Below are 13,820 nucleotides of genomic sequence, written 5' to 3'. Positions count from 1 at the left end.
CTATTATTGCGCTTTAGAAAAAATCAGTGGGCAGGCAACCATCCGGCTAATTCGTTATTAATCACGGCAAGCAGTCCCTCTATATGATCGTCGCGATCATTCAAGCACGGTATGTAGCTAAACGTTTCACCACCTGCCTTCATAAAGCTATCGCGAATCTCTTCTTCTATCTCTTCAAGGGTCTCAATGCAGTCTGATGAGAAAGCGGGTGAGATAATCGCGATGTGCTTGTGCCCCTGTTGAGCCAACTCAGCCACGTGCTTAACGGTAGCCGGCCCCAGCCACTTCTCGGGGCCAAACTTCGATTGAAAGGCGGTATCCACTTCTTCTTTGCTAAAGCCGAGTGTTTCGCGCAGCAGCCGCGTTGTTTTCTGACACTGGCAGTGATAAGGATCCCCTTGCTTCAGGTAGCGTTCAGGAACTCCGTGATAGCTAGCCACCAGCTTGGTTGGACGCGTCGGCAACTCGGCGTACGCCTCTTGCACAGAGTTAGCCAGAGCCCGAAGATAGGTAGGATGGTCAAAATACGCGGGCACCGTACGGATATAAGGCTGCCACTTCATCTTCATCAGCGTACGAAACGCTTGGTCGTTAGCCGATGCTGTCGTTGGTGAGCCGTATTGAGGATAAAGCGGGAAAAATACGATTTTTTCGCAGCCCTTCTCTTTTAAGCGCGTCAGCACACTTTGGGTTGAAGGATTTCCATAACGCATACAGAAATCAACTTCAACATCATCACCATAAAGCGCCTTTAAGCGCGCTGTCATTTTCTCGGTCTGCGCGCGAGTTATGGTCAGTAGCGGACTTTCATTTTTGTCGTTATTCCAGATACTGCGATACGCTTTACCCGACGAGAATGGGCGTTTAGTCAACACAAGCAGTTGCAGCAGCGGCTGCCATTTCCAGCGGGCATAGTCGACCACGCGCTGATCAGAGAGAAACTCATTTAAGTAACGACGCACGGACCAATAGTCAGTGGCATCCGGCGTACCTAGATTTGCGAGCACAACACCCACTTTGGCACGCGGCACCGGCGGGTGATCACTGGACGCGTGCGCTAAACGCCCTGCCCCAGGCTGATCCTTGACGACGCTTTCGGTCATTACATTTACTCCCGAAAATACCTAAACAATTGAAAAAAGGTCATTAAAAAAATAAAAAGACACAAAATATGGCGACTTAATTGCCAAGCGGCTCACGCAAATTCTATCACTTATCGGCATACTGTCGGCATAAAGTTATACTACAATTACTGCTTGTATAACTATTTTGAAAATAGCTACCGATAGGCGAATCATTATGAACCGTTTTACGCCATTAAAGGCCCGCCCTCCGGTCACTCTATTTCACGATGGGCACTGCCCCTTCTGCCGCCAAGAAATTGCCTGGCTAGCCAAACATCACCACATAGACCACATCGCATTAGTGGATATTCAGGATGAGTATTTTAACGCGCAAACGCACGGATGCGAATTCACCGCCATGATGGGGCAGCTGCATTTACAAGATAGTCAGGGAAAGTGGTATATCGGAATGGATGCCAGCCGTGCCCTGTATGCAGTATTGGGCTACCGGCGGCTAGTGTGGATATCGTGCTTGCCGGGGATACGCGGCCTAATGAACGCGGGTTACCGGTTTTTTGCCCGTCGCCGAATACGAATCGGGCAGTGGTGGGAAAAACGTCAATCTAAAGCTTAGCAAGGTGGCGTAAACGCGTTAAAAGACGAGCGGCATACGCGAAGTAAGTGGCTCACTGTAGTGCGTGTCGCGACCAATGACTTCATCGTGAGGCACGTGCTGGACTAAATAAGCACGATGAATCTCGGCACGCTTAAGCTCCATATAAACATCATCTAACGAACGGAACAGCATCGGCTTATTGCGCTGCATTAACATATGGCGCTCGCCTTCAACATCCTCTAACTCAATTTGATAAAAACGACTACCCGAATGGATAATCACGCGTATTTCGAAGTTGTCGTGGCTGGCGACAAACTGTTTAAGATCTTTCAACTCCATGGTTAACTCCTGTTATTGATACATACTAAATAGGGCACAGCATGGCTGTGCCCTATGACATTTCAGTTGCCCTATTATTACATTGTCATGACAGCTTTCAGTTTCATGACAGCTTTCAGTTTTATGACATTCAACAACTAAGACGACGCTAGTGCAAGAGAGTTCCAGACCAAAGCGTCAACAAATGCGATTAATTACTGATATTCAGAGGGGTCGATCGCTTTACCCAGTGAATTGCGATCAATCCAATTGCCGCCTTTCGTTTCTTTATAGCGGAAAACTACTTTATCTCCCACGGTGACGGGAACCTCTCCGTCTTCGGTTTGATAGCTGTATCTCTCGCCCTCCACTACCAGGTGGTAACGATAAAGGTCCGGCATACCCAGCCACTCTTTGAAAGGCCCTTCCCGCTCTAGTGACTGTAGCTCACCGCGACCTTCAAGCTTAGGAAGACGCTGCCGATTACCGCGCCGAAATCCACCTGCCATTTGCTACTCCCATTTTTGCATTGCACATCAAGTTAATCGCCAAACGAATCGCCGTAGCTATCCGGGGCTAAATCTTCAAAGCGCGTATATTTACCAATAAACGCCATATGTACCGTACCGATAGGTCCGTTACGCTGCTTACCAATAATTAACTCGGCAATCCCCTGGTTGTCGGGATTGTCAGGGTTATAAACTTCATCGCGATAAACAAAAGCGATAACATCAGCATCCTGCTCGATAGCGCCCGACTCACGCAGATCCGACATAATAGGACGCTTGTTAGGACGCTGCTCCAACGAGCGGTTCAGCTGTGAAAGCGCGACGACCGGGCAATTAAATTCTTTCGCTAAGCCTTTCAAAGAGCGCGAAATTTCAGAAATCTCACCGGTGCGGTTTTCACTGAAGCCGGGGATCTGCATGAGCTGAAGATAATCGATCATGACCAGCGCAATGTTGCCATGCTCACGAACTACTCGACGCATCCTGGAACGCATTTCATTGGGCGACAATGCGGCCGTATCATCGATAAACAGCTGCTTATCTTTGAGCAGATTCACCGCAGAGGTTAAGCGTGGCCAGTCTTCGTCTTCTAATTGACCGGTACGAACACGGGTTTGGTCAATCCGACCAAGCGAAGACAGCATCCTCAGCATCAACGATTCCGCGGGCATCTCCATCGAGAACACCATCACCGGCTTGTCGCTGGCGATGACCGCATGCTCGACCAGGTTCATGGCAAACGTGGTTTTACCCATTGATGGCCGGCCGGCAATAACCACCATATCCGACGGCTGCAGACCCGTGGTCATATCATCCAGGTCACGAAAACCCGTCGAAAGACCGGTCATCTCACCTTTCAGGTTAAACAACTCATCAATACGGTCGACGGCTTTGGTTAACAGCTCACTCATGCCAATAGGGCCGCCCGTTTTAGGGCGTTCCTCAGCAATCTGGAACACTAACCGCTCAGCTTCATTGAGCAGCTCATCCGCCGGACGCCCTTGAGGCGTAAAGGCGCTGTCAGCAATTTGATTAGCCGCGCGGATCAGCTTACGCAGCGTGGCACGTTCACGCACAATATCGGCATAGGCACGAATGTTGCTGGCAGACGGCGTGTTACGCGCAAGCTCGGCCAGAAATGCCAGGCCACCCACGGTATCCAAGTGATCGCGTGCTTCCAGGGCCTCAGAGATCGTCACCACGTCCAACGGCTGTGCGGATTCGGCTAAATGAATCATCACATTGAACACCAATCGGTGTTCATAGCGATAAAAATCATCGGCCACCAGACGCTCAGAGACGTTATCCCACGCCTGATTATCCAGCATGAGCCCGCCTAATACCGACTGCTCTGCCTCAAGCGAATGCGGCGGCAGTTTTAGCGCGGCCGTTTCTTTATCAGCAGAAGGCGTGTCCTGCATGGCAAGCTCCTTTAAATACGACAACGTACCCAGTAAAGATGCTTATCTTAGCCGAGCCCATACCGCGCGACGACCCACATCATCAAGATGTTGCCTTAAAGTACCCGGCGCTAATGAACTGGATAATTTAGGCAACGTCCAGAAATAACAAAAGGCGCGGGAAAACCCGCGCCTTTTGAGGCGTACGTGTCAGCGCAAAGAATTACTCTGCGACGACAACCACGCGTACAACGGCATCCACTTCAGCGTGCAAGTGTAGCGCGATGTCGTATTCGCCAGTTTGGCGAATCGGGCCATTCGGCATACGTACTTCGCTCTTGGCAACATCGATGCCAGCAGAGGAAATCGCGTCGGCCAGGTCACGTGGACCAATCGAACCAAACAGTTTGCCTTCGTCGCCTGCTTTGGAAACCAAAGACAGTTCGATGTCGTTCAACTGCTCAGCACGCGCTTCGGCTTCAGCTTTACGCTCAGCGGCTTGTGCTTCGAGCTCAGCGCGCTGCACTTCAAACGCTTCGATATTGTCTTTGGTGGCCGGTACGGCTAAACCGTAAGGCACCAAATAGTTACGACCATAACCAGGCTTAACAGTGACCTTGTCACCCAGGCCGCCCAGCTTACCAATGTTGTCGAGCAGAATGACTTCCATCTCGTAAACCTCTTGTCAGTTGCTGCGGGCAAGGCGTGCGCGAACGTTCGCGAATGTATCAATCAGCCCCAACAGCAGCACAATGAGAATCGTGGGCCAGGTCGTGATTAGCAGCACATAAAATGCGACTAGCCACAGCCCGTTCATCCCCTTTAATCCAATAAACCCGTGCACTAACGCAACGCCAGCTACCAATAGCGGAATCCAGCCAAGCATGGCCAGCGCGTGGACACCTAACAGCGAGCCTGCCACCCCAATCACGGCCAAAATGGCCAATTCTTTAGGGCTCAAGCGCAGTGCGTGAAACTCTTCGCGAAAGCCGCCTGGGTTGTACAACCCAGCTTGCCAGCTTCGTGCAAGCGCTAAACACACTATTGCTGCCAACAGCACCACGAGCCCGGTAACTCCCCCCACTACCAGCGCGGCAATGGTTTGAGTATCGTAGCCTTGGTTGGCAAATTCCGTGAGCATGCGATCCACTTCTTGCGAACCTTCTCGCAATTGCTCAAGCATTAGCTCTGTACCACCTGGCGGTGAAAAAATGCCAAGTTGAACCATGACCACAGCGACCAATGTCCCCACAATCAATGTTTCTCCCCAACGCATCCTTTCGCGCAGGATGACGGCCATCAGCGTTACCAACAATATGCTAGCAAGCGGAATCACATCTCCCTGGGCCCACCACCAGCCAGCCGGTAGCGCTGCTGCGATGATCACCGGTAGTGCAGGCGCAAAGCCTTTACGTAAGGTCATCAGCGCGGCAATGGCTGCTCCTAACCAGAACAGCCAAGGCACTAGCGTTGCCAGGGCCGCCACGCCTGCAGCGTAGGGCGTGCCCCGCATCAGCCATCGGGCTAGTGCCAGCATCACGTTAAACGCTTACTGGTGGCTATCGGAGTAGGGCAGCAGTGCCAGATAGCGCGAGCGCTTGATAGCGGTCGCCAGCTGACGCTGATAGCGTGCTTTGGTACCGGTAATACGGCTTGGAACGATCTTGCCGGTTTCGGTGACGTAAGCCTTCAGCGTGTCCAGATCTTTATAATCGATCTGTTTGATGCCTTCAGCAGTAAAACGGCAAAACTTACGGCGACGGAAAAAACGTGCCATGGACTAGCTCCTTAAAACGTGCAGTGAAAAAAATCAGGCAGTTTCTTCTTCTTCAGCGCGCGGTTTTTCTTCGCGACGCGGACGTTTTTCTTCTGCCGGTTTCATCATCGGGGAAGCTTCAGTAACAGCTTCCTTGCAGCGTACAACCAGGCTGCGGATGATGGCGTCGTTGAAGCGGAAGATATTCTCGATTTCTTCGAGAGTCTCGCCAGCACATTCGACGTTCATCAGCACGTAGTGGGCTTTGTGGATCTTGTTGATCGGGTAAGCCAAGTGACGACGGCCCCAATCTTCTAGACGGTGCACAGTGCCGCTATTTTCAGTAACGATGCTGGTGTAGCGCTCGACCATAGCCGGCACCTGCTCGCTTTGATCCGGGTGGACCATAAACACGATTTCGTAATGACGCATGGAATCTCCTTGCGGTTTGACAGCTTCCTTAGTGTGCCACTGCTAAAGCAGATAACGACGACTGGGAAGCAAGGAGTTAACTGAAGTGTCCAGTGGCCGCATAAGCAATCACTGAAGCATCAAACAGATCGTTTATTTCAATTACTACTGTTCACAGCTAACGCCCGCTTGCATACAAACGGGCGCGTGTATCTTAGTGGCGCGGGGGTTAACTTGCAAGCTGCCGCTGACGAACAGCTTCAAACAGACAAATTCCGGCCGCGACCGACACATTCAGGCTAGACACCTCACCCGCCATCGGCAGCTTAGCAAGATTGTCACATGCTTCACGGGTTAACCGACGCATGCCCTTGCCTTCAGCGCCCATCACCAGAGCGGTCGGGCCAGTCATATCGATTGCAAATACGCTGGCCTCCGCCTCACCCGCCGTACCGGTTATCCAAACGCCCGCATCTTTGAGCTTGGCGAGGGTACGCGCCAAATTGGTGACCTGGTAAACCGGAACAACTTCGGCGGCGCCGCAGGCCACTTTACGCACGGTGGCATTCAGCGGCGCCGCTTTGTCTTTCGCGACAATCACCCCGTGAGCACCGGCGGCATCGGCACTGCGTAGGCAGGCACCAAAATTATGCACGTCGGTCACACCGTCTAAAATCAGCAAAAGCGGCGGCGTTGACGACGGCCAGGCACGCAGCTTTAACCATAACGACTCTTCGCCCTCAGGCGTTAGCGGTGGGCAAAAAGCGACGACGCCCTGATGAGCCGCGCCTTGAGTCAACTGATCCAGCATATCTCGCGGCTGCTCCTTCACGCGAGCACCGCGCGCCTGAGCTTGAGCAACGACTTCTTTTAAGCGGCTACCTGCGCCCTGCTGCACCCAAAGTTCACGCGGTGATTCACCTCGATCCAGAAGGCTTTGCAGAGCGTGCACGCCATACACTTGATCTAACCCATCGGGAGTCTTAGGCCCCCGTCGAGACGATGCCGGTTTCATGCTCAACCCTTATTCGGTGATGGCTTGCGCGGGCCAGTGCGCGTGCGCCGAGGGCCGCGACGCACAGCAGGCCGATCGCCGTTAGATGCTTTGGCACCAGCAGCCTTAGCTCCTCCAGCCGTAGAGCCAGCGCCCTCTTCTCCGCCGCGACTTTTGCGGGGCTGACGGCGCGGGCGAGGCTTCTCATCACCTAGGCCAAAGTCGATTTTACGGTCGTCCATATCGACGCGGGCCACTTGGACAGTAAGGCCATCGCCTAACCGGTAAGTAGTGCCCGTCCGTTCGCCCTTGAGGCGGTGTTTTTCAGCTTCGTAATGATAGTAGTCGGAAGGCAGCGAGGTTACGTGAACCAAGCCTTCTACATAAAAGGCATCTAAGCGTACAAACAGACCAAACTGAGTAACCGATGCAATGGTGCCCTCAAACATCTCACCAAGCTTGTCGGACATAAACTCACACTTCAGCCAGCTCTCAACATCACGCGTGGCCTCATCGGCGCGCCGCTCAGTCATCGAGCAGTGCTCGCCCAGCTCAAGCATTTGCTCAAACGTATACGGGCACCATTTGCTCGGCGGATCAACTGGTGCACCCTCAACGCGTAACACCGTGTTGGTCTGGCGCGGCCCGCGGATAACCGACCGTATAGCGCGATGCACCAACAGGTCAGGATAACGGCGAATGGGCGAGGTGAAGTGTGCATAGGCTTGATAAGCCAAGCCAAAATGGCCTTCATTTTGCGGTGAATAGACCGCTTGATTCATCGAGCGCAGCATAACGGTCTGGATGATATCGAAATCGGGACGATCGGCAATAGCTTCACGCAGCGCCTGATAGTCTTGTGGCGTCGGCATATCACCACCGCCAACAGACAGGCCAAGTTCGTTCAGGAACAGGCGCAGCTTATCAAGGCGTTCAGGTGTAGGGCGCTCGTGGATGCGGTAAAGCGCGGGCAAATCGTGCTTATCTAAGAAGCGCGCGGTAGCAACGTTGGCTGCCAACATGCATTCTTCAATCAGCTTATGGGCATTATTACGGCTACGCGGAACGATTTTTTCGATCTTCCGCTCATCGTTAAAAATGATCGCCGTTTCGGTGGTATCAAAGTCGATAGCGCCGCGCTCTGCACGCGCTTCACGCAGCAAGTAGTAAAGCTCTTCTAGGCTTTTCAGCGGCTTCACTAATTCGCTGTACTCTGAGCGAAGCGCTTCGCCCTCTTCGCTTTTCTCATCAAGAATCGCCGCCACTTTGTTATAAGTAAGGCGCGCATGAGAGTTCATTACCGCCTCATAAAAGCGATAACGACTAATCGCCCCCGTCTGAGAGATATTCATCTCACAGACCAGCACTAAACGATCCACATTCGGATTCAGTGAACAAAGGCCGTTTGAAAGCAACTCCGGCAGCATAGGAACGACTTGACCAGGGAAGTAGACCGAGGTACCCCGCGTGCGGCCTTCATCATCCAGCGCCGTACCAGGACGTACATAATGGGAAACATCGGCGATCGCCACCAACAGTTTCCAGCCACCCGATTTTGTTTTCCACGCGCACACGGCATCATCGAAGTCTTTGGCAGACTCATCATCAATGGTGACCAGCGGCACATCACGCAAATCAACGCGGTGCTGCTTATCGTCTTCCAGCACTTCGGCTGAAATGCCGCCAATTTGATCCATGACCTCAGGGGAAAACTCAGCAGGAATGTCATAGCTGCGAATCGCTATATCAATTTCCATGCCCGGGTCCATGCGTTCACCCAGCACTTCAACCACCTCACCTACCGGCTGTACGCGGGTAGCGGGCTGCTGAACGATTTTGGCAGAGATCACCTGTCCATCCTGTGCCCCACCGCAGGCGCTATGAGGAATAATTACTTCCTGCGTGATGCGCGGATTTTCCGGAATCAGGATGCCAAATTCAGGCGTATTACTGCGATAAACGCCTACAATCGTTTGCGTGTTGCGGGCGATAACGTCGGCGATGGTCGCTTCATCGCGACCACGACGGTCGTGACCACTAATGCGAGCCAGCACGTGATCGCCGTGAAAAACACGCCGCATTTGACGCGGCGGCAGCACCAAATCAGGCTTTTTGCCGTCATCGCGCAGCAGAAAGCCAAAGCCATCGCGATGGCCCAGCACTTTGCCTTTAACTAAGTCGAGCTTATCAATCAGCGCGTAGGCGCCTCGACGATCGCGCAGCACCTGGCCATCGCGCTCCATGGCGGCCAAACGGCGCCTGACGGCTTCGATAAGATCTTCGTCTTCAAGACCCAGCATGCGGCTCATATTTTCGTGGCTAATCGGCTTGCCGTAGCTTTCTAATGCGGCTAGAAGATATTCCCGGCTTGGTGCTGGGTTGCCGTATTTGTGCGCCTCGCGCTCGGCGTGCGGATCATCACTTAACGTCCAATACTTCATGCGATCAACATCCTTAATGACGTCATTTGCGAGAGGCGTAAAAAAAGCGCAGACGCTATGCGTTGCGGGCGGGCTATTTCAGCGCTTGAGAGGCTAAAATGAATAGGGTTTTGTTTAGTCATAGCCGCAGTATAGCGCCGCGCGTTCAATCACCCAACCGTCTTAGGCGTTGTTTATACAATTTGCTTTATAAAAAGCGCCCGCGAAGCCTTGCATTTAACCATCACCCCGGTATTATACGCGCCACTTGCCCAGATGGCGGAATTGGTAGACGCGCTAGCTTCAGGTGCTAGTGTCCGTATGGACGTGGAGGTTCAAGTCCTCTTCTGGGCACCATACTGTTTCTATACCCACTCATTGGTATAAATAGTGCGGTGTTAAGCAAGTCGGTACTCGTCACTAGGCAGTATTGCTGTTGTAAATGTTTTGTGTTCGCCCAGGTGGCGGAATTGGTAGACGCGCTAGCTTCAGGTGCTAGTGTCTGTATGGACGTGGAGGTTCAAGTCCTCTCCTGGGCACCATACGAACACAAACAGTAGTTCGTTAATCTAAGCTGTAAATGATGCGCCCAGGTGGCGGAAGTGGTAGACGCGCTAGCTTCAGGTGCTAGTGTCCGTATGGACGTGGAGGTTCAAGTCCTCTCCTGGGCACCATGACAATATGGTCTCGTACGCATCCCCCCCTAACTACGCATCATCCCCTCCTATATAGATTCCCTTTTTTAAAACTTACTGAAAACGCCCAGGCCGACGCGATACTTCTTCAAGCGCCCACCCTTGCGTACGCAGCTCTCCCTCCAAAACAGCTTCTACGTCAGCGCTCAAGTCTGGAAAGAAGTTAAGGCCAGTAAGCGCTTCAATTTCATCAATTGTCACTAAGTAATCATCGAGCGGTTCATTACCTCGGACGTCTTGCGGCATGATAAATGCCAGCGCTAATGGCGCATCACTATGCGGCGCGACGATAATTTTGTAGAACGCCTCTGGTACTTCTACAAAGCCCACACGATTAAACACGTTATCCATAAAATTTGCGGGAAAAACAGGCCCCGTAATAACCTGCAAATGATCAAAACGCGGGGCAAAATGATCCATGACCGCTTCTTCTAAACGCTGCCATAGCTGACGATTAAGCTGTGGCCGTTGAGGCGTCATGTTACTCATTAAGAAGGTATCGACCTGAGCGCTGCGGCCATGCACAGCAGCAATGGCATAGTTAGGCGCCATATGCCCTCGGTCATAGCCACTGCCCGCATAGTCGCCTGTGCCGATCGGCCAGAGCGTGCGCCAATCCGCCTGAAAATTAGGTCGCGAACCGATTCGCGTCTCGTCGCCAACCGCTTCAACCTGATAGCTCACCCACAGCGGATTAACCCGCACATCAGACCAGCCCACTAAATAGCCGTCGTTACGCAGCACTCGATGCATCGTTGTAGGGCTAAATGCCTCCCATGTCGGCACGCCCATCCAGGTATAGGCATCTTTATGTTGGCGTTCCTGAAACTCCCACAGCCCTGTACCCGCAACAATAAACAGCACAACGATGCCCAGGCGTCGACCGTTACTACGCCAGCGCGAAAACGATTTTCCCAACAGACTTACTCCCTAGCCAGCGCCTAAAAGCGCCTATCGTTTTATGCAAATTTTAAGGGTGAATTTCGAGAACCTACCAGCCTAGGGAAAACATGGTTTCTAGATCGTGGCGCGAATGCACCTGCATGGCGTTGAGTGTTTCTGTATCACTGATACCTTCAACGGCGTTTAAGCGCTCGGTAACAAGCTCGGCTAAACTTTCAAAATCACGGGTACGAGCAATCGCTACCAAGTCGTAACGGCCACAGGTAGAATACACCTCACTAATACCCTCAACATCGGCCAGCCGCTCAGCGACAGCTTTAACTTGCCCTTTATCGGTATTGATTAAAATGACTGCGTTTTGCATGGTGCGCCCTCTCAACAGAAAAAATCACGACTCACAATGGAATGTCGGCGTCGAGCAGAGTATACCAGTGACATGAAGGCTGGCGTAGCACCTGCCGCCGGCGTGGCTTATTGCTAGCCCATCTCATCTCTATGCGCACGGCCTTATTTGCACAGACCTATTAGCACAGACTTATTAGCACAGACTTTGTCATCCGCTAGCATCTAGCCGATAATGACCCGCAAGCTGACTGAGAGCCACTTGAAGGCTCTGAATGATGCGTTTTAAGTAAATTAACAGAACGAAAAGACCCAAGAGGTGGATAACCACCCGACAATCGTGGTCAAACGTCAAACCGTGACGATAAGGAGAAATCATGGCTAACCAGAATCGTCGTGACTTCATGCGCAACAGTCTGCTGGGGCTTGCCGCCCTTCCACTAGGTGTGGGCATTCTGTCTAAAACCGCTTTTGCTCAAGGCCTTCCGCGTCTTGATCCTTCAGCGCCTAACGCGCAGGCACTTAATTATGTAGAAGTTGCCAGTGATGCGAGTGATCACCCGGCTTTTGAAGAGGGTGAACTCTGCGACAACTGCATGTTCTATAGCGCTAATAATGAAGGCTGCCAGCTCTTTCCAGAGAATAGCGTTGAACCTGCCGGATGGTGCCAGTCCTGGACCGCTCAAGGCTAGGCACCTGGCCCCGATGAGACGTCTATAACACACTGCCCTGCTCATCATGGTGGCAGAGACTGCTAAAGAGCCAGCGCTAAAAAACCTTTCAAAAACTCGCTTTAGGCAGTGCTGTTTTCATCCTCTATCGGCCAGTGATAGCGCCGCGTTACGCGGCCTTCCTCAAGCGAAACCAGATGAACGGGAAACCCCCATAGCTGCTGCAAATGGCGCATGACGGGGTAAACGCTACGCCCCAACGGGCGACGGTTGTCCTGCACATGATGAAGCGTCAATGAGCGATCTCCCCGAATCGCCGCTTCGGCGACTTGTATATTAGGTTCGCGAACAGACAGCGCATACTGGGTAGCCAGCGCGTCACGCACGCGTCGGTAGCCCTGTTCGTTGTGAATAGCCGCCACTTCAAGCGTCTCAGCCTGATCATCATCCACGACAAGAAACAGCTTATGATCGCGCATCACCTTCGGTGATAAAAACTGCTGAATAAACGATTCGTCTTTGAAGTTACGCATCGCAAATTCTAGCGTCTCCCGCCAGGGTGTCCCGGCAATGTCTGGAAACCACGCTTGATCCTCCTCGCAGGGCGCTTCACAGATCCGCTTAATATCCATAAAAATCGCAAAGCCTAGCGCGTAGGGGTTAATGCCGCTGTAGTGCGGGCTATCAAAGGGCGGTTGATAAATAACGGCCGCGTGGGACTGCAAAAATTCAAACATCAGCCCTTCATCGACATCGCCATCGTCGTAAAGCCGATTCATTAGCGTGTAGTGCCAAAAACACGCCCAGCCCTCATTCATCACCTGCGTTTGCCGCTGAGGATAAAAGTACTGTGCTAATTTGCGTACAATCCGCACGATTTCACGCTGCCATGGCGAAAGCAGCGGCGCGTTTTTTTCAATAAAATAGAGCAGGTTCTCTTGGGGTTCCGAAGGATAATGACCGCCACTATGTAGGCCTAAAGGATCGTCATCGCTATTCAGGCTGGCCAGTAGCGGCGAGCCACCCTCCGGCAATCCCGGAATGGTGCGCCAGAGCATGTTTACCTGGGTCTGTAGGTAGGCCTCTCGCTCATCTTGACGCTTAGCTTCCTCTTGCGCAGAGATAGGCGAAGGCCGCTTGTAGCGATCCACACCGTAGCTTTGGAGCGCATGGCAGGCATCCAGCAACTGCTCGACGGCTTGCACACCGTGACGCTCTTCACACTGACTGATGTAGCGTCGAGCAAACACCAAGTAATCGACAATCGATGAGGCGTCGGTCCAGGTTCGAAATAGGTAATTGCCTTTAAAAAAAGAGTTATGCCCGTAGCAGGCATGCGCCATCACCAGCACCTGCATCATCAGCGTATTTTCTTCCATCAAATAGGCAATGCAGGGGTCAGAGTTGATCACCAGCTCATAGGCCAAGCCCATTTGGCCGCGTTTATAGGCTTGATCAACCGCTAAAAACTGCTTACCAAACGACCAGTGATGGTAGCCAACCGGCATCCCTACGCTTGCGTAGGCATCCATCATTTGTTCAGTGGTGATCACTTCTATCTGATTAGGGTAAGTATCCAGCCGATACTCGTCGGCGAGCCTGGCCAGCTGTGCATCGAAGCGCTCCAGCACAGCGAAGTTCCAATCTGAGCCGGTGGCAATCGGCCTGCGTTTGCGAGTCGCACTCATAGCCCACTCCTCTACACGCGGTCCCTAGCCTCG

Annotated in this window: 15 protein-coding genes and 3 tRNA genes; 5 read left to right on the top strand and 13 right to left on the bottom strand. The window is 52.5% G+C overall.

The window, feature by feature from the left end; translation table 11 throughout:
• Positions 1–23: 23 nt before the first annotated feature.
• Positions 24–1,103 (bottom strand): ferrochelatase, encoded by a 1,080-nt coding sequence (gene hemH, locus ACT3TF_RS02630; protein ID WP_444671519.1) that lies wholly within the window; start codon positions 1,101–1,103, stop codon positions 24–26.
• 196 nt (positions 1,104–1,299) lie between these two features.
• Between hemH and ACT3TF_RS02625 the strand changes: the two genes are divergently transcribed.
• Positions 1,300–1,698 (top strand): thiol-disulfide oxidoreductase DCC family protein, encoded by a 399-nt coding sequence (locus ACT3TF_RS02625; RefSeq protein WP_444671518.1) that lies wholly within the window; start codon positions 1,300–1,302, stop codon positions 1,696–1,698.
• An 18-nt stretch (positions 1,699–1,716) separates the two neighbouring features.
• Here ACT3TF_RS02625 and ACT3TF_RS02620 read toward each other — a convergent pair whose 3' ends face one another.
• The 9 genes from ACT3TF_RS02620 to rnr form a co-directional block, all read right to left on the bottom strand.
• On the bottom strand, positions 1,717–2,019 hold the full coding sequence (locus ACT3TF_RS02620) for a DUF6482 family protein (protein ID WP_096278970.1): 303 nt from the start codon (positions 2,017–2,019) through the stop codon (positions 1,717–1,719).
• A gap of 194 nt (positions 2,020–2,213) precedes the next feature.
• On the bottom strand, positions 2,214–2,507 hold the full coding sequence (locus tag ACT3TF_RS02615) for a hypothetical protein (protein ID WP_444625335.1): 294 nt from the start codon (positions 2,505–2,507) through the stop codon (positions 2,214–2,216).
• Between the two features lie 32 nt (positions 2,508–2,539).
• Complete coding sequence (gene dnaB, locus ACT3TF_RS02610; RefSeq protein WP_096278966.1) at positions 2,540–3,928, bottom strand: replicative DNA helicase; 1,389 nt, start codon at positions 3,926–3,928, stop codon at positions 2,540–2,542.
• Between the two features lie 202 nt (positions 3,929–4,130).
• Positions 4,131–4,577, bottom strand: a complete 447-nt coding sequence (rplI, locus tag ACT3TF_RS02605) for a 50S ribosomal protein L9 (protein ID WP_096278964.1) — start codon at positions 4,575–4,577, stop codon at positions 4,131–4,133.
• Positions 4,578–4,592: 15 nt separating this feature from the next.
• On the bottom strand, positions 4,593–5,444 hold the full coding sequence (locus ACT3TF_RS02600; RefSeq protein ID WP_096278962.1) for a hypothetical protein: 852 nt from the start codon (positions 5,442–5,444) through the stop codon (positions 4,593–4,595).
• A gap of 12 nt (positions 5,445–5,456) precedes the next feature.
• Positions 5,457–5,684, bottom strand: coding sequence for a 30S ribosomal protein S18 (gene rpsR, locus ACT3TF_RS02595; protein WP_007113337.1), 228 nt, complete (start codon positions 5,682–5,684; stop codon positions 5,457–5,459).
• 33 nt (positions 5,685–5,717) lie between these two features.
• On the bottom strand, positions 5,718–6,095 hold the full coding sequence (rpsF, locus tag ACT3TF_RS02590; RefSeq protein ID WP_096278960.1) for a 30S ribosomal protein S6: 378 nt from the start codon (positions 6,093–6,095) through the stop codon (positions 5,718–5,720).
• 208 nt (positions 6,096–6,303) lie between these two features.
• On the bottom strand, positions 6,304–7,089 hold the full coding sequence (gene rlmB / locus ACT3TF_RS02585; RefSeq protein ID WP_096278958.1) for a 23S rRNA (guanosine(2251)-2'-O)-methyltransferase RlmB: 786 nt from the start codon (positions 7,087–7,089) through the stop codon (positions 6,304–6,306).
• Positions 7,090–7,091: 2 nt separating this feature from the next.
• Positions 7,092–9,509 carry a ribonuclease R gene (rnr, locus tag ACT3TF_RS02580; protein ID WP_444671517.1) on the bottom strand — a complete coding sequence of 806 codons (2,418 nt, stop codon included), beginning with the start codon at positions 9,507–9,509 and terminating at the stop codon, positions 7,092–7,094.
• Between the two features lie 249 nt (positions 9,510–9,758).
• On the opposite strand from rnr, the gene ACT3TF_RS02575 reads away from it, so the two are divergent.
• The 3 genes from ACT3TF_RS02575 (at position 9,759) to ACT3TF_RS02565 (ending at position 10,162) form a co-directional block, all read left to right on the top strand.
• Positions 9,759–9,845 (top strand) — tRNA-Leu (locus tag ACT3TF_RS02575).
• Between the two features lie 98 nt (positions 9,846–9,943).
• A tRNA-Leu gene (locus tag ACT3TF_RS02570) sits at positions 9,944–10,030 on the top strand.
• A gap of 45 nt (positions 10,031–10,075) precedes the next feature.
• A tRNA-Leu gene (locus ACT3TF_RS02565) sits at positions 10,076–10,162 on the top strand.
• A 75-nt stretch (positions 10,163–10,237) separates the two neighbouring features.
• On the opposite strand, the gene ACT3TF_RS02560 is transcribed toward ACT3TF_RS02565, so the two are convergent.
• Both ACT3TF_RS02560 and ACT3TF_RS02555 read right to left on the bottom strand, forming a co-directional pair.
• A complete protein-coding gene (locus ACT3TF_RS02560; RefSeq protein ID WP_096278953.1) occupies positions 10,238–11,101 on the bottom strand; it encodes a DNA/RNA non-specific endonuclease in 864 nt (287 codons plus the stop codon).
• Positions 11,102–11,174: 73 nt separating this feature from the next.
• Complete coding sequence (locus ACT3TF_RS02555; RefSeq protein ID WP_008958975.1) at positions 11,175–11,450, bottom strand: Lrp/AsnC family transcriptional regulator; 276 nt, start codon at positions 11,448–11,450, stop codon at positions 11,175–11,177.
• Positions 11,451–11,805: 355 nt separating this feature from the next.
• Here ACT3TF_RS02555 and ACT3TF_RS02550 point away from each other — a divergent pair, with 355 nt between their 5' ends.
• Positions 11,806–12,120 carry a high-potential iron-sulfur protein gene (locus ACT3TF_RS02550; protein ID WP_441684752.1) on the top strand — a complete coding sequence of 105 codons (315 nt, stop codon included), beginning with the start codon at positions 11,806–11,808 and terminating at the stop codon, positions 12,118–12,120.
• A 101-nt stretch (positions 12,121–12,221) separates the two neighbouring features.
• Here ACT3TF_RS02550 and ACT3TF_RS02545 read toward each other — a convergent pair whose 3' ends face one another.
• Positions 12,222–13,787, bottom strand: a complete 1,566-nt coding sequence (locus ACT3TF_RS02545) for a SpoVR family protein (protein WP_444671516.1) — start codon at positions 13,785–13,787, stop codon at positions 12,222–12,224.
• Positions 13,788–13,820: the final 33 nt, after the last annotated feature.

Source organism: Halomonas sp. AOP25-F1-15 (assembly GCF_052378675.1).
GTDB lineage: Bacteria > Pseudomonadota > Gammaproteobacteria > Pseudomonadales > Halomonadaceae > Vreelandella > Vreelandella casei.
This window is presented reverse-complemented; position numbering and strand designations above follow the sequence as displayed.